Source organism: Acinetobacter sp. TUM15071 (assembly GCF_008980925.1).
Lineage (GTDB): Bacteria > Pseudomonadota > Gammaproteobacteria > Pseudomonadales > Moraxellaceae > Acinetobacter > Acinetobacter dispersus.
On the sequence record NZ_BKGB01000021.1, the window covers coordinates 1 to 15,893 of the forward strand.

At 40.5% G+C, this 15,893-nt stretch carries 16 protein-coding genes; 11 read left to right on the forward strand and 5 right to left on the reverse strand.

The features are described 5' to 3' along the window. Positions 1-388: 388 nt before the first annotated feature. Positions 389-1,102, reverse strand: coding sequence for a FadR/GntR family transcriptional regulator (locus GBI66_RS16645; protein ID WP_151716854.1), 714 nt, complete (start codon positions 1,100-1,102; stop codon positions 389-391). 162 nt (positions 1,103-1,264) lie between these two features. Here GBI66_RS16645 and alc point away from each other — a divergent pair, with 162 nt between their 5' ends. From alc to GBI66_RS16660, 3 genes are all read left to right on the forward strand, one after another. Further along, a complete protein-coding gene (gene alc / locus GBI66_RS16650; RefSeq protein ID WP_151716855.1) occupies positions 1,265-2,266 on the forward strand; it encodes an allantoicase in 1,002 nt (333 codons plus the stop codon). Positions 2,267-2,335: 69 nt separating this feature from the next. Beyond that, positions 2,336-2,872 carry an ureidoglycolate lyase gene (locus GBI66_RS16655; RefSeq protein WP_151716892.1) on the forward strand — a complete coding sequence of 179 codons (537 nt, stop codon included), beginning with the start codon at positions 2,336-2,338 and terminating at the stop codon, positions 2,870-2,872. 138 nt (positions 2,873-3,010) lie between these two features. After that, complete coding sequence (locus GBI66_RS16660) at positions 3,011-3,793, forward strand: hypothetical protein (RefSeq protein ID WP_151716856.1); 783 nt, start codon at positions 3,011-3,013, stop codon at positions 3,791-3,793. Positions 3,794-3,867: 74 nt separating this feature from the next. Here the strand turns inward: GBI66_RS16660 and GBI66_RS16665 are convergent, their stop codons facing one another. Beyond that, positions 3,868-4,881 carry an isopenicillin N synthase family oxygenase gene (locus GBI66_RS16665; RefSeq protein WP_151716857.1) on the reverse strand — a complete coding sequence of 338 codons (1,014 nt, stop codon included), beginning with the start codon at positions 4,879-4,881 and terminating at the stop codon, positions 3,868-3,870. 414 nt (positions 4,882-5,295) lie between these two features. Between GBI66_RS16665 and GBI66_RS16670 the strand changes: the two genes are divergently transcribed. The 5 genes from GBI66_RS16670 (at position 5,296) to GBI66_RS16695 (ending at position 10,264) form a co-directional block, all read left to right on the forward strand. Further along, positions 5,296-5,712, forward strand: a complete 417-nt coding sequence (locus tag GBI66_RS16670) for a hypothetical protein (RefSeq protein ID WP_151716858.1) — start codon at positions 5,296-5,298, stop codon at positions 5,710-5,712. Between the two features lie 434 nt (positions 5,713-6,146). Beyond that, complete coding sequence (locus tag GBI66_RS16680) at positions 6,147-7,139, forward strand: ABC transporter substrate-binding protein (protein WP_151716859.1); 993 nt, start codon at positions 6,147-6,149, stop codon at positions 7,137-7,139. 65 nt (positions 7,140-7,204) lie between these two features. Continuing rightward, positions 7,205-8,026 (forward strand): ABC transporter ATP-binding protein, encoded by an 822-nt coding sequence (locus GBI66_RS16685; protein ID WP_004772790.1) that lies wholly within the window; start codon positions 7,205-7,207, stop codon positions 8,024-8,026. Beyond that, on the forward strand, positions 8,019-8,813 hold the full coding sequence (locus tag GBI66_RS16690; protein WP_005258184.1) for an ABC transporter permease: 795 nt from the start codon (positions 8,019-8,021) through the stop codon (positions 8,811-8,813). Before GBI66_RS16685 ends, GBI66_RS16690 begins: the two co-directional genes overlap by 8 nt. Next, a complete protein-coding gene (locus GBI66_RS16695) occupies positions 8,810-10,264 on the forward strand; it encodes an amidohydrolase family protein (protein ID WP_151716860.1) in 1,455 nt (484 codons plus the stop codon). Before GBI66_RS16690 ends, GBI66_RS16695 begins: the two co-directional genes overlap by 4 nt. A gap of 207 nt (positions 10,265-10,471) precedes the next feature. Here GBI66_RS16695 and GBI66_RS16700 read toward each other — a convergent pair whose 3' ends face one another. The 3 genes from GBI66_RS16700 to GBI66_RS16710 form a co-directional block, all read right to left on the reverse strand. Beyond that, a complete protein-coding gene (locus GBI66_RS16700) occupies positions 10,472-11,035 on the reverse strand; it encodes a dihydrofolate reductase family protein (RefSeq protein WP_151716861.1) in 564 nt (187 codons plus the stop codon). A gap of 100 nt (positions 11,036-11,135) precedes the next feature. Further along, positions 11,136-12,086, reverse strand: a complete 951-nt coding sequence (gene puuE / locus GBI66_RS16705; protein WP_151716862.1) for an allantoinase PuuE — start codon at positions 12,084-12,086, stop codon at positions 11,136-11,138. A 128-nt stretch (positions 12,087-12,214) separates the two neighbouring features. Beyond that, entirely contained in the window at positions 12,215-13,147 is a 933-nt protein-coding gene (locus GBI66_RS16710) for a LysR family transcriptional regulator (protein WP_005187441.1), read from the reverse strand. 164 nt (positions 13,148-13,311) lie between these two features. On the opposite strand from GBI66_RS16710, the gene GBI66_RS16715 reads away from it, so the two are divergent. The 3 genes from GBI66_RS16715 to GBI66_RS16725 all read left to right on the forward strand — a co-directional run bounded on the left by GBI66_RS16715 (position 13,312) and on the right by GBI66_RS16725 (position 15,846). Beyond that, positions 13,312-14,367 carry an aromatic ring-hydroxylating dioxygenase subunit alpha gene (locus tag GBI66_RS16715; protein WP_151716863.1) on the forward strand — a complete coding sequence of 352 codons (1,056 nt, stop codon included), beginning with the start codon at positions 13,312-13,314 and terminating at the stop codon, positions 14,365-14,367. A 148-nt stretch (positions 14,368-14,515) separates the two neighbouring features. Next, positions 14,516-15,268: a histidine utilization repressor gene (hutC, locus tag GBI66_RS16720; RefSeq protein WP_004654214.1), complete on the forward strand. Its 753-nt coding sequence runs from the start codon at positions 14,516-14,518 to the stop codon at positions 15,266-15,268. Continuing rightward, positions 15,265-15,846, forward strand: a complete 582-nt coding sequence (locus tag GBI66_RS16725; RefSeq protein WP_151716864.1) for a HutD family protein — start codon at positions 15,265-15,267, stop codon at positions 15,844-15,846. The genes hutC and GBI66_RS16725 overlap by 4 nt, the downstream gene beginning before the upstream one ends. Positions 15,847-15,893 lie beyond the last annotated feature (47 nt).

Genomic DNA, 15,893 nt, shown 5'->3' on the forward strand with positions numbered 1-15,893 from the left:
CCAATTCTAATAACTGGTTTTACTGGTCATACCAGATATTTTGCTTTATTAAAAAGCAGAAATAGAAAGGCTGCATTGATGTGGTTCAAAGCATGAGGCAAAGTGGTGCATTAATAAAAGTTCAAGTTTTTATTTTAAATAGAAATAAGATTTTTCTTAAATTTATGTGATTACGATAGGCTACATATTTTAAAATATTTTCTAAATAACTTAATTCGGTAGAATTTAAAACGATAATTTTTTACTTTACTTTTGATGGATCAAAAGTAACAAAAATCCTTTGTTTAGCTGATGGTACTTCCCTGATACCACAGCTAAACAGGCGGCATCCATGCCGCCAGTCACGATAGTCAATAAAAGTTTATATTCAAATTAAATGTAGGGCTTTTTAAGCATTTTCATGTCGAGAAAAATAGACCCCAGCCCGTTGCGCAGCCCCAATAATATGCGCTTGCATGGCTTTTTCTGCCGCCGCTGCATCTTGTTTAAATAAGGCTTGTAGAATGACTTCATGTTCCTGAATGGTTTTAAATGCCAAATTGGGTTGTAGGAAAGGCAGGATTTGACTCTTTTTGATCCATTCAGTATGCATTTTAAGTGTTTGAATAATTGATTGATTATGGCTTAGTAAAATAATTTGCTGATGAAAAGCATAGTCAGCTTCAGAAGCTGCTTGCCAATTCTGTTCTTGAATTGCGCTTGTCAGTGCTTGATGATGTTGTTCTAAAATAGATTTGTCTTGTGCGGTTAAATATTCACACGCCAGCAGTGCGCAAAAGCCTTCGAGTACATAGCGTAACTGGTAGAAATCCTTGAGAGAAATCCGATGCTCGCCATCCCATTGTTCTGCCGCTTGGCTATGCTGTGAAATAACGTAAACACCTTTACCAGCCTTGATTTCTAATAGGCCTAAGGCTGCAAGACGGGTTAATGCTTCGCGTAAAGAAGCACGGCTGATTCCTAATTGAAGAGCAAGATCCCGTTGTGATGGCAGGGCAGAACCGACCGCATAAGTGTTCTGTTGAATGCGTTGATGAATCACTTCCACCGCTTGCTCAGTCACCTGAGATGATTTTCCATTGAGCATAGCTTGTGGACTCATAAGCCACGCACCTTATCTATAAAATAAACAATTTGATTCTACACAAAATTTCTATTTTTGTTGTTGTTCCTGATAAAAAATCGCTATATTTTGACAACAGGTCAGACCAGTTGGACTGGTTTTTGCATAACAGAATAGAAATGAAATGTTCAGGATTGATCGATGACAGTGCATATTGCCAAAACAGTAACTTTACCGAGCCATTTTCAAGCGTTAACCAATCTTGCTGATGCCCGAATTGGTGCAACGATTGTAAGCTGTTCAGATGAGTTCTTTGCACAAGCAGAAAGAATGTTGCAAAGTACGCCAGCTCGATTTGTTGAGGGAAAATATGATGACAATGGTAAATGGATGGACGGATGGGAAACCCGACGCAAGCGTGAAGCTGGCTATGATTGGTGTATTGTCCGTCTAGGTGTGGCAGGGCTGGTATCTGGATTTGATATTGATACTTCTTTCTTTACAGGCAATTATCCAGCTTCTGCCTCGGTAGAAGGATGTTATGCACCAAACAATCAATTAGACAATATTGAATGGATACTCTTATTAGAAAATTCGGTTCTATCCCCAGATCAGCATCATTTTTTTGATTGTAGCGCACAGAAAATTACGCATATCCGCATCAATATTTTCCCGGATGGCGGGATTGCCCGTTTAAGGGTATATGGCCGTGTGGTGGTCGAAAATGTAGATACATCCCAGCAGATCGACCTGATTGGTTTAAAAAATGGCGGACGTATTGTGGCTTTTAGTGATGCACATTTCGGGCATCCAAATAATTTGCTCAATCCTGATCGTGGTTTAAACATGGGTGATGGCTGGGAAACCAAACGCCGTCGTGCGCCTGGTTTTGATTGGTGCATTATTGCTTTGGGACAAGCTGGATTAGTTGAAAAAATTGAAGTCGATACCGCATATTTTAAAGGTAATTTCCCCGCATTTTGTTCAATACAAGCGACTTATATTGAAGATGCAACCGATGCACAACTGATTCCACAGAGTATGTTCTGGCCATTTTTATTGGAACAGCAACCTTTAACAATGGACAATATTCACGAATATCTAGCAGAAGTCATTCAACATCAAAAAGTGAACTATATCCGCGTCAATATGATTCCTGATGGTGGCATTAGCCGGATTCGTTTATGGGGAAAAGTGGTTTAGTAATTTCTCATGAGTAATCGCCTCATTGTGATTCAATGGGGCTGATAAGAAATGGCAGAGAATAAATATATGCATGAAAAAAATATTGAGATTCAACCTTTAACCCAAGAAAGTTTTGCACCCTTTGGCGATGTGATTGAAAAGAGTAACAAAGACTTTATCCCAATTAATCAGGGACTCACTGAACGTTATCATGCGCTTTCACTGGCACAAATTTCAGGAGAGCAGGTTGCGGTTGGGATGAGCATTTTTCACAATTTATTTGCAACTCAGATTCCATTTCAGATTGAGATGCTGGAACGACATCCTTATGGTTCGCAGTCTTTTATTCCTTTACAGCAGCAGAAATTTATTATTGTTGTGGCGCTGCCTTTTGATCAGGAATGTCCCGATGAGCAAAGGATTTATGCTTTTATCAGCAATGGACAGCAGGGAATTACCTATCATCAAGGGGTATGGCATCATCCTTTAATTACCTTAGAAGCAAACAGTGATTTTTTAGTGGTGGATCGGATTGGTGGCGGCAGTAATTGCGATGTGCATCATTTATCTCAATCTTTATGGATCACCGAAGCTTTAGCACAGTCAGAGATCATCAATCTCTGACTGTATATTGGAAAATATATTGACTTTAGAATATTGGAAGGTGATTCATTTTAATTTAGAATCTTCAAGCATATTAATATTCGAATCTTTTTTTAATTAAGATTTTTTGTATATAACCTAAATATTTATTTCTTTTTTATGTCAACAAAACGCTATGTAGCAAGAGAGTTGCTTGAACAGCATACAAAGCAAAAGAAGCAAGAAAAATTAGAACAAAGGCGTTTGGTGCTTGAACAACAAGTTAAAGAAAAAAGACAAACGAAAATACATACCATATTTTTGATTATTGTATTCGTTTTACCACTCTTTTTATTTCCAGCATATCCACGCAATCAGTGGCAGTATGAGGTTTATCGCTATATTACAGAGCAGATGCTGATTACGGTGGGAACTAAAGGGCCATTGCCATTTTTTACTATTCTTTCAAGTATTTATTGTACTGTTTTAGCCTTTGTTTTGGGTTGTTACATGTGCCTGTTATTTATTCAGAAAGTAGGCGTGAACAAAGCGTTTCAGGAAAAAATTTATCGTAAATTCTTTCAAGCTGAGTTTGAGGCATCGAAGAAATACCCGTGGCTGGAGAAGCCACTGATTAAAAAAACAATTGTTTCAGGGATATTTTTATTCTGCTTTATCATGGGGATGAGTCATTTTCTTTTAGAGAATATCTCCTTTCAGGATGGTAGTCGTAGAGGTGCACTTATCCAGTTAGGTTATAATTATCGGATCGGTGTACTTTTTTGGGAAAGTACCTTTAGTGTCTTTACCATATTCCCATTTTTTTATTTTGGTTTTTTATTTATTTATCTTTTTAATTATTTCTTCCGAGGTTTAGGCACTGGAAAAATCATTATCCCTCAAAAAAGACCCAAGAAAAGAAATCTGAAGAGATCGCATAAAAGACCGCAAACACCACCATAGATGATAAAAATAAATAGACTAAAGCTGAAATAACAGACAGAGACGATCTATCTCTGTCTGTAAAGAATAGAGGATTAATATTTACCTTTGAAGTTGGCGCTGATGCGTTGTTTTAAATATTCTTTCGCCGTGATTGCAGGATATTTCTTTTGTGGGCTTTCAATCAGCACATCTTCATTGGCTTGGCAGAAGAATGCCAAACTATAACGCGGCCCTTGATATTCATTGGCTTCTGGGTTTTTAACACGGTGGAAATTAGAAGGTAACTGGTCATCACTCCAACGCATCAGCATATCGCCAATATTACAGGTAATCACATGGTCGAGTGGTTCAATACTGGTCCATTGCTGTTGTTCCATATCCTTGCCAGGACAGACTTGCAAACCACCTTGTCCTTGACGTTGGAACAGCAGGGTTAAACAGTCAAAATCGGTATGTGCACCCGCACGCCATAGTCCCAATTGATCTTTAAGCGCTGGATCAATTGCGTAGTAATGTAGCATTCTTAAGGTACTTTGATAGCTGTCCTGCTCAGGATCATGCGCCAGTGCAAAGAAGTTATCGGCAAAACCCAGTTTATAAGCAAAGCAGGACAGTATTTTCATACCGACTTGCCAGCATGCCTGTTCAAATTCCAGCATGGTCTTTTTAAAGTTCGGTAATTCCTGCTCACTTGGGTAAAGTCCTTCCATCCGGGGACGAGTGATTTGGTAGGATTCTTTTTGATCTGGCGTACTGGTCGAAGGACGGACTTGTGCCTTACTTTCCCAACCCGCATTGCGATTCAGTGGATAACGCGCTTTGACAGGTTCAGGTAAAGCAAAAAATTGCTGTGTCATGTCGAAAGCTGTTTGAATCTGCTCCAAAGGGATACCATGATTTGCGACCTGAAAAAAACCGATATCCGTCGCTGCTGCCCAAAGCTGTTCTGCAATCTCATACTTTCGTTGTTCAAAGTTGGATAAATCAATCACCCGAACTTCCCGTTCAAAGGTTTCTTGTCCCAAAGCGCCCATACGGGCTTCTTTTTGTAATTCTTCTAAGCTGTAGTCATTTTCAGCGATTGGAGTCATGTTGGCGCTATTCATATTTCAACCTCATCTTTTGGATAAACCGTGACCCAATCCAATGCATTGAAAGAGACGGGGTCACATTCAAAAAAGAGCCGCACTTTCTTCAAAAGATATTTTCTCATGAAGAGTGTGAGCTGATTTCTGAGCAATGACCCACATAGCAGTCGGTGTGACTGTATGCTGAACGCTTCTACTCTGACATAAACACATAAGCATTTTTTATACCAGTTTTAATTAATTCCTCAATTGCCATTCAAATTGAAAAGTCTGTATTACGATAATGCAGTGATATCATGTATGATATTGCAGATGTTGTTATTATTCTTAGAGTTTTACATATATCACAAGATTGGGCTTAGTTAATAATAAATCAATTAAGGTATTTTCATGAAATGTTTTTTTGCTTTACTTATTCTTATGACATCTTCAATGGGTTACGCAAATTGCACTATAGTTTCTTTTCAAGACTATACATTGCAGCATGTTATAAACGAAAATAATGGTTGGGGGCTTGAAAGAGAAAAATATGATCAAATATGTGCGATGTTAAAAGAAAAAAATCTTGGTTTGCATATAACTCAAACAGATATGATTTCTCGATCTGCATCAGTGGTGGCTACCACTGTTAAAGTATACCCTATAGAAATTCAAAAAAAATATGGAAGATATATTTTAAGTGCATCAGGATATTCTTCTATAGATACCAATATAGAAAGAACAAGTGAAGTGCTAGATCACTTGAAATATGACAGTGTAAATAATGCTTTAAACCGAATTGGTATTGACGGAAAAGTTTGGAAAGAAGTTCTAGATCAGGTTGATTTTGTGAGAAAACACGTTAAATAAAAAGGCTCATTAGCTCCATTCTTTATGAATCATTGTTTTATTCTATTCAATCAATAATTCACTGTTTGTTTAAAGTTAGATAGCATCCCTAGAGTGCATTAGCATTAGCGTAATGCACCATTAAATTGCACATAAAACAAAATAACTAACATAGTCTATTCATCTAAAAATAATCAAAAATAAATTCAAACTAGATTATGCCTATGAAAAATAAAGTGAAATCAATCTTGGCACAGAGCTTGCTAAAACATTACTGAGTATAAGCGGTCAGTGTGTACCAAACACGCGGGACATTGCTCTACAGCGTTTGCTGTTCCTCTTTCGGGGACAAAGCCAATTGGGTTTGGCTTTGAGAGAAATGTGTAGCTTATACATTGATTGACCCCCTAAAAAGAATAGCAAGATGAATCCATACAGATTTAGGGGTGTTACTTATGAATATTCAGCACTATGTAGGCAAAGGACGACGTACTGTTATCGCGAGCGCGTTATTGGGCTTTGTCACCGTTCTCAGCTCAACCAGTTATGCAGCCGATAAACTTGTGTTACAAACCACATGGTATGCGCAAGCTGAGCAAGGTGGATATTATCAGGCACTAGCTCAAGGAATTTATAAAAAATACGGCCTTGATGTCGATATTAAAATCGGTGGGCCACAAGTCAATAACATGACTTTATTATTATCAAAACGTGCTGACATTATTATTAATTATGACCTACAGGTCTTAAAGGGCATTGAAAGCAATTTTCCAATTAAAGCGGTTGCAGCGCCATTTCAGTTTGATCCGCAAGGTGTACTAACCCATAGCGATGTAAAGTCTTTGGCCGATCTGAAAGGAAAAACGATTCTGGTCTCGACCAGTGGACAAGCAAGCTGGTGGCCTTGGTTAAAAGGCAAATATAAATTAGATGTAGCACAAGCTCGCCCATATACCTTCAATATGCAGCCTTTTTTAGCAGGCAAAAATGTCGCACAACAAGCCTATGCAACCTCTGAAGTCTTTCAGGCCAAAAAAGCAGAACCATCGAGTAATTTCTTTTTATTTGCTGACGCGGGCTATCCAGCTTATGGCGGTATTTTAGTGACACGAAATGATGTCATTCAAAACAAACCTGATGTGCTGCGTCGCTTTGTTCAGGCGTCTATGGAGGGATGGAAAAACTATTTAGCTGATCCCCGTTTGGGCAATAGCATCATTAAAAAAGAAAATCCGAATATGAATGATGAGTTACTCACGTTTGCTGTAGGACAAATGCGGAAATTGAAATTGATTGATGGTGGCGATGCCAAGACTCAAGGCATTGGCGTCATGACGGATGCACGTTGGAAAGCAACGCGAGATTTTATGGTGAGTGCAGGCTTACTGAACACTAAAACCAATTGGAAAACCGCTTATACCACGCAATTTATTAAACCAGCCAAATAATCTGGAATGTCGATCAGGATTTTTTAGGGTTAAAAAATAGGGCACTGGCACAAAGGGGAAACCATATGAATTCTGCTTTACCAATGGATACGCCAATCCATGAATCTTCAAGCTTTGTCACGCCAATGATCATGGCCAGAGGTGTAGAGAAAACTTATCCGAATGGCACCAATGCATTACAGCGTTTAGATTTAAATATTGCACGTGGTGAGATTGTTTCATTACTCGGGCCATCAGGTTGCGGTAAAAGTACCTTACTTAAAATGTTTGCTGATCTGGAGCATCCATCTGCCGGAGTGGTGCGCTGGAATGGTAAAGCTGATATTCAATCCCAATGCAAAATGGCTATGGTGTTTCAGGAAGCGACGCTCATGCCGTGGAGCAATATTGAAGACAATGTTCGTTTACCTCTCGATTTACAACATATCTCAAAATCAGTTAGCACCCCGAAAGTAATGGCGGCTTTAGCAGCCGTGGGTTTAGAGAAGTTTAGCAAAGCCTATCCACGCGAACTTTCAGGGGGCATGCAAATGCGCGCTTCATTGGCTCGGGCACTGGTAACGGAACCAGACTTGTTATTAATGGATGAACCTTTTGGCGCATTGGATGAGTTTACCCGCCATAAACTGGATAGCGATATTCGCCAATTATGGTCTGAACGTGATTTAACCGTGGTTTTTGTCACGCATAGTATTTATGAAGCGGTGTATTTATCTTCGCGCGTGATTGTTATGGGCGCGCGACCTGGGCGGGTGGTCGCCGATCTGGAAATTGAAGGGCCTTATCTGCGTGACGAAGCCTTTAGAAGCTCAGACATCTTTATTCAACAATGTTCGCATCTATCGCAATTATTGGCTGAGGCAAGTGGAGGACATCATCATGATTAAACCTTTGATACAACATCCAACGGTACAACGTATTGCTGCGCCACTTGGGCTTGGTTTGATCTTCCTGTTGTTTTGGCAGTTGAGTTTTCAACAGCTAGAAGTGCCTATTTATGTGGTGCCAAAGCCGAGTGATATCGTTATGGCGATGATCAATCAGTCCAGTGTGTTATTTGGCAGTTTATGGGTTACGCTAAAAATCACCTTATTGGCTTTTGTCTGTGCTGTGATTATCGGCACATTGGTCGCTTTTGTGTTTGTACAAAGTCGTGTGGTCGAAGCCTGCTTTATGCCTTATGCCATTTTATTTCAGGTCACGCCGATTGTTGCGATTGCACCATTGGTCATCATCTGGATTCAAAATACAACTTTGGCATTGGTGGTCTGTGCCATGCTGGTTGCGGTTTTCCCGATACTGACCAATACCACTTTAGGTTTACGTAGTGTCAACAAAGGTCTACTCAATCTTTTTCAAATCAACAAAGCCAGTCGCTGGCAAATTCTGATGCGCTTACGTGTACCGAATGCTCTGCCTTATTTCTTTGGTGGCTTACGTATTTCCTGTGGCTTGGCACTGATCGGTGCTGTGGTGTCCGAATTTGTTGCTGGAGCGGGTGGAACCAGTGCAGGTTTGGCTTATCAAATCTTGCAAGCAGGCTTTCAGTTAGATTTACCTCTGATGTTTGCTGCATTATTCCTGATTACCTGCACAGGTTTGGGCTTATTTGTCTTGATGTCCTTATTAAGTCAGTTCTTTTTAAACAAATGGCATGAGAGTGAGCAAGTATGAGTCTAGTGTCTTTGAATAATAGTTATTTAATTAAAAATGCACATGCCATTTTGACGGGGTTATCTGGCAATGCAGCGCGTTGTTCATTCAGTGATATTCGTATTCAGGCAGGTAAAATTACTGAACTCGGTCAGTTAACTGCTCAGCCGAATGAACAGGTGATCGATGCCCAAGATTGTGTGATTTACCCTGCGTGGGTGAATACACATCATCATTTATTCCAGTCTTTACTCAAGGGTGAGCCACAAGGACTGAATCAAAACCTGACCTCATGGCTTGCCAGTACGCCGTATCGGTTTCGTGGTGCGTTTGATGAAAACACTTTCAGGGTTGCGGTACGGATTGGCTTAATCGAGTTATTGCGTTCAGGCTGCGCAACAGTAGCGGATCATCATTATTTGTATTGGCCAAAGATGCCGTTCGATGGTGCAGCAATTTTATTTGATGAAGCCGAAAAGTTAGGCATGCGTTTTGTATTGTGTCGTGGTGGCGCAACGCTCACGCGCGGTTTGGAAAGTGAGTTGCCACAAGCATTACGTCCTGAAAAGTTTGAAGACTATATGATGGATATTGAGCGTTTGGTGCAGCAATATCATCAATCAGGTTCTGATGCATTTCGAAAAATTGTGATGGCACCGACTTCAACCCTGCATTCAACCACAGCGGCACAATTGCGGGAAAGTGCCAAAATCGCCAGACAATTCGGGATTCGGATGCATAGTCATTTATCCGAAACTGTGGACTATCTGGATGCCGCCAAAGCCAAGTTTGGTATGACTCCAGTCCAGTTTTGTGCTGAACAGGACTGGATCGGAAGTGATGTCTGGTTTGCGCATTTAGTGAAACTACTGCCTGAAGAAATTCAGTTGTTGGGTCAATCTCAAACTGGAATCGCGCACTGTCCGCAGAGTAATGCACGTTTGGGCAGTGGCATTGCCGATCTTGTTGCTCTGGAACAGGCAGGCATGACGATTTCGATTGGGGTAGATGGTGCGGGTTCCAACGAAGCCGCAGATATGTTGTCTGAAACCCATGCTGCATGGTTATTGCAACGGGCCAGAAAGGGCATGTTGGCGACGCCACAATATGAGGGCGGACAATTTGAAGGTGGTGCAGATGCTGCAAGTATTGAGGATGTGATCCGTTGGGGAACGGCGGGCGGTGCCAAGATATTGGGCTTAGATCAAGTTGGTACGATTGAAGTAGGGCAACAGGCCGACTTGGTGGTGTATCAATTGGACGATCCACGTTATTTCGGTTTACATGACATGGCGATAGGGCCTGTGGCGAGTGCTGGACGGGCGCATATTAAGGCCATGTTTGTTGCTGGGAAAATGGTGATGGAGAATGATCAGATTCCTGATCTGGATATGATGGAGTTGGCTTGGCAAGCAAAGCAAGCCGTAAAGCTGTTACAGCAGCGGAGTATGGATATGGCAAAAATAGCCTAAGCTATATTGGTGTACTGATATAAGATTGAACTGAATTTTTTCGATAAGTATTCTGAGAGATAAGCTGAAATTTTTACTATAACTTCCTCAATATTCGCTGCGTGCCGTTTAAATAGAAGTATTTAAACGGCCTTCATTACCTCAATTGATTTACTGCTACCGAGCACCAGTAAAACAGATTGTTTAGTTCATTTAAAATTCTTATCATCAACTATTGATGCTACGATCAACTGTATAATGCAGTTCAACCATGCCTTCACCCATTTGATGGACAGAGATCAATTTAAGTGTCGGGGCAAATACTCTGCGGGGAAATAAGGGCTTACCTTGTGCAAGGGTGACTGAACCAATTTGTATAATGAGTTCATCAAGTAAATTTGCATCGTAGAACTGTCCAGCCAATTCTCCACCACCTACAATCCAGATATTCTTGTCTCCAATTATGGATTGTATTTCAGCATAAACAGGAGTGATGTCTCCTTGTACAAAATGGATATTTGCACCTTCAATCAAGGGTAGTTCACGACTGGAAAATACCCAAGTTGGTTGGGTATAGGGCCAAGGGGAACCTGTTTCGGCAGCAACTTGCTTTGCGTTATTCAATATCCATTCATAAGTTGCCGATCCCATCACTAAAGCACCAACATTTGCAATAAACGTGGGATAACTTGAGTTATCTAGTTCGCCTAATGCAAATAACCATTCTAAAGAATCGTCTTCGGTCGCAATAAATCCATCTAGTGTACTCGCTGCAAAATACTGTACTTTCATCCTGATCATCTCCTTATTCTAAAGGAGTAGCTTAAAGCTTATTTTGTTTGGATAAATTGTTTAAACCGGATATACGACACATGATGACGCTTTAATAAATCTAAGCCTGAAAAGGATGATATCTATACCAATGCTCAGCAATTTGCTGACGGGTACAAATCCAGACCCGATCATGATTTTGTACATAATCTAAGAAGCGTTGTAGCGCCTTAAAACGGGCAGGACGTCCTAAAATGCGGCAATGCATACCAATTGAAAGCATCTTGGGTGAGGTTGCGCCCTCTGCATAGAGGACATCAAAAGCATCTTTTAAATATTCAAAGAAATCCTCACTACGATTAAAACCAGTCGGTGAAGCAAATTTCATATCATTGGTATCAAGTGTATAGGGAATAATTAAATGCGGACGGGTTACACCCGCTGCATTACAGAGTGTTGTCCAAAAAGGTAAGTCATCACCGTAATAATCACTATCATATTGCACATGATCATATTCCGCTAATAATTGACGGGTATTGGGGCTATCACGGCCTGTATACCAACCCGTTGGCATTTCACCAAACAGGTCTTTGAGGATGTGCATGGCTTCAGCCATGTGCTGTTTCTCAGTTTCAACGTCCATATTTTGATAATGAATCCAGCGTAAGCCATGTGATACCACATCGTAATGGTGTTGTTTGATCGCTTCGACCACCAATGGATTCCGTTGCAAAGCCATGGCAACGGCAAAAATGGTCATGGGCAATTGGCGTTTGGCAAATTCCTGCTGAATCCGCCAAAAACCGACCCGTGAACCATATTCATAGATTGAGTCCATTGAAAGGTGTCGTGCAGGATAACTTTCCGCACCACTGATTTCAGACAAGAACTGTTCCGAGCCTTCATCGCCATGCAGAATATGTTTTTCACCACCTTCCTCATAATTCAGTACAAACTGCACCGCGATTTTTGCTTGATTGGGCCATTGGGCATGTGGAGGTTGATCGGCATAACCGACCATATCGCGTGGATAATCTGCTGTTAAATGAGCGTCTGTATTGGGCCAAACCATAGCAATGCCTGAATCGTGAAAAAAGTGAATCTTCACATCAACTTACCCGATTAAATCTTTAGGTGTCAAACACTATATTTATTTAAATCAATAGCTTGTATGTTTTATTTTGGTGCAAAAATACAATTTTATTGATGAATATTATGTAGCATGCGCGATTTTAGTGCTTCCATCTCGATAATGATTTGATTCATCATGATTTGAGCAATCCGAGAAAGTTGCCGTTTTGGTGCAACACAAAGTGCAACCGTAATTGGATGTAGGCCATGGTCATTGATCGCTCTAAATTCAAATTCAGCATTTTCAATATAAGGGGCTGCATCCAGATAACTCATGATGCTGATGCCTAAGTTTTGTCTGAGCAATGAAATCATCATATGGATATCGTTGCATTCGATGGTATGGCGTGGATGAAAATCCTGTTTTTTATATAAGGCCGTAACATGGTCATGAATAACTAAAGGCTCGGCAGGAATAATATGATTGAATTCCAGCGTATCGGAGAAGTAGATTTTTTCTTTATGGGCTAAAGCGTGCTGTTTAGGAATCACGAAACCCAAGGGCATTTCAATAAAGGCACTGATCTGTAATTGGTGCTGATGTTTAGGATTCAGAATCAAGCCAAAGTCGAGTTCAGCATTGATCACCAGATCAGCGATACGATCACTGTCCAAGACGCGAACCTTAAAATTAATCCACGGATATTGCTGAACAATAGACTGCATCACGGCACTGACAAAGCTTTCACTGAGTGCTGCAATCATCCCAAAATCAATTGAACCGCGTTGTATGCCTTGGATTTCATTCAAACGTTTCTGTGTGATTTGAAACTCTTTTTGCCAACTGCGTAGATCGGCATAGAGTAATTCACCAGCCAAGGTTAGCTTGAGGCCACTGGGTAAACGTTCAAATAAAGCCACACCGAGTTCTTCTTCTGCCAAAACAATCTGCCGATGTACCGCGGAGACAGAAATAAAAAGTTGATCGGCCGCTTTTCTTAAACTACCTGTTTTAGCAACGGCAATAAAATAATCGGCAAAACGTGAAAATGGCAAGGCCATTGCAAACTCACTTGAGATAAAGCAGGTTTTAATACAGAAGCAATTTTAGTGCCTAGGCTGTTCTAATTTTTAGAATGATGCATATAAATCATTCTAATAGACGAGAATATTGATCTATTCCACACTGCTCTTGAAGAGAAAAATCTTAAAAATGAGCACAGGATATGAACGCAATTCCATTCATCAATCTTCCATATAAGCCATGTCATAGCCAATTTGATGATCAGGATTGGCAGATTCTTGCACAACATTGGTATCCCGTTGCACGTATCGAAGATGTGAGCAGTAAACCGCAGCAAGTCACCTTATTGGATATGAATCTAGCTTTATATAAGACCGAAACAGGGCAGATTCATTTAGCTCGGGATATTTGCCCGCATCGCGGTGTGCCTTTGAGTAAAGGCTGGGTTGAGGGAGATACTTTGATTTGTCCTTATCATGGCTTACATTTTAATGAAGATGGCAAATGCACTAAAATCCCAGCTCAACCTGATTTAACTAAAATCTCAGAGCGTTTTTCGCTGACCAAGTTTCCCGTGGTTTTAAAATATGGCTTGGTCTGGACCAGTATTTTGGGCAGAGATGAAAGTTTGGCGAATTTCCCTGTATTAGACACATGGGAGAGTGAGGCACATCAAGCCATTTTACCGCCTTCAGTCGATATTGCCGGTTCAAGCGGTCGTCAACTGGAAGGTTTTATTGATGTCGCACACTTTGCTTGGGTGCATCATCAGGCCTTTGCCGATCGACATAATCCTGTTGTACCTAAATATTCGACTGAACGTACCGATTATGGTTTGCATACAAACTATACCAGTAATGTCAGCAACTACCCGCATGGCATGCAGCATTTAGCACCTAATGATTTTTTATGGGAGCGGATCTTTGATGTTTATCCGCCATTTTCAGCAGTGTTAACCATTCACTTCCCGAATGACGGGGTGCTCAAGATTTTAAATGCCTGTTGTCCCATCTCGCATAATAAAACTCGCTTATTTGTACCGTTAACCCGTAATTTTGATACTACGGGGGATTTACAGGCTGTTTATGATTTTAATGCGCAGATTTTCGCCGAAGATCAAGAGATGGTAGAGGCGCAAAAGCCAGAAGAGTTACCTTTAGATATTAGTATGGAAGCACATTTTGAAGCAGATCGTTCTTCGACCATGTATCGCCGTATCTTGGCTGAATGGGGTTTAAGCAAAAGATATACGGTTTAGCTTGAATAAATTTGGGATATTTAAGAGATTAAATCGGAGTTGTTTATCTTCTATTAAACCTAAATTGTTTATTTGTATAGGCTTGTATATACAATTGCGCTAAATTCAATATACAATGAGTTATAGTATTTAGTATGAGTTTTAGCCAATGTCAAGAGCGACAAAGCAAAACGATTTAGATTTGTCTCTAGAAGAAGATAGTCCTGTTCCTTTGTATTTGCGTGTGAAACAAATGATTTCGCAAAAAATCTATGAAGGAACATGGACCGTCAATAAAAAAATTCCATCAGAAAGTGAATTGGTTAATTTACTCGGCTGTAGTCGCATGACCGTGAATCGTGCCTTGCGCGAACTCACCAGTGAAGGTCTGTTGGTGCGTATCCAAGGTGTTGGTTCTTTTGTTGCGGAAGGACAAGGGCGTACCGCTTTGTTTCATGTCAATAATATTGCAGAAGAAATCATTGCCCGAAACCATAAACATCATGCCGAAGTCTTGGTGCTGGAACAGATTCAGGCCAATGCTGAACAAAGTATGTTAATGCAGATTCGAGAAGGGCAAAAGCTATTTCACTCGATCATCGTGCATTATGAAAATGATGTGCCTGTACAAATCGAAGATCGACTGGTCGATCCGATGTTGATTCCAGATTATTTGGCACAAGATTTTAAAAGTATCACACCCAATGCGTATTTAATGTCGAAAGCACCCGTGACTGAAGGGGAACATGTGGTGACCGCAATTCTTGCGTCAGCACAAGAATGTAAATGGCTGAAAATAAACAAGACTGAACCTTGTCTGTTGATTCGTCGCAGAACTTGGTCAAATAAACAACTCATTTCCAGTGCGCGCTTGATCTATCCGGGCAGCCGTTATTATCTGGAAGGTAAATTTACCCAATGATCAAGCAGTTTACCAGCGCTGATTATCGGCAGATGCTGTGGAAAAATAGTGCAGGTTATACGGTTGAACTGGCGCGTAGTGCGGGTGAAAATCTGGATACTTTTGACTGGCGTATTTCCATGGCAGATGTCAAAACTTCGAGTGATTTTTCCAAGTTTAATGGCATGCAACGCATCCTTACTGTATTGGAAGGTGCTGGCATCGTATTGAATATTGATGATGATTCCGAACATCTAAAAACCTTAGAATCCGCTCAATTCAGTGGGGATAGCACGACCAGTTGTAGACTAATCGACGGGCCGATTCGGGATTTTAATCTGATTTATAATCCTGAAAAATGGCGTTCTCGCTACCAATGGATTTTTGAGTCAGCAAGCACTGAGATTTTCAGTTCAGCCGATCTGATTTTTATTTTTAATCAGAGTCCAGAACCATTAGAAATTGAAGTGGATCGGCAGGTTTTTCGTTTAGCGCACCATGAGAGTCTTAAAATAGAGCAGCAAAAAGCATTGAAAAAACTGGTTTTAAAATCTGAGCGTTTTAAGCAAGCTTGTCTGATCGAACTCACAAAAATCTAATTTTTTGCAAATTTCACGAAACACATATGACTTCAGGTTGTATGTGT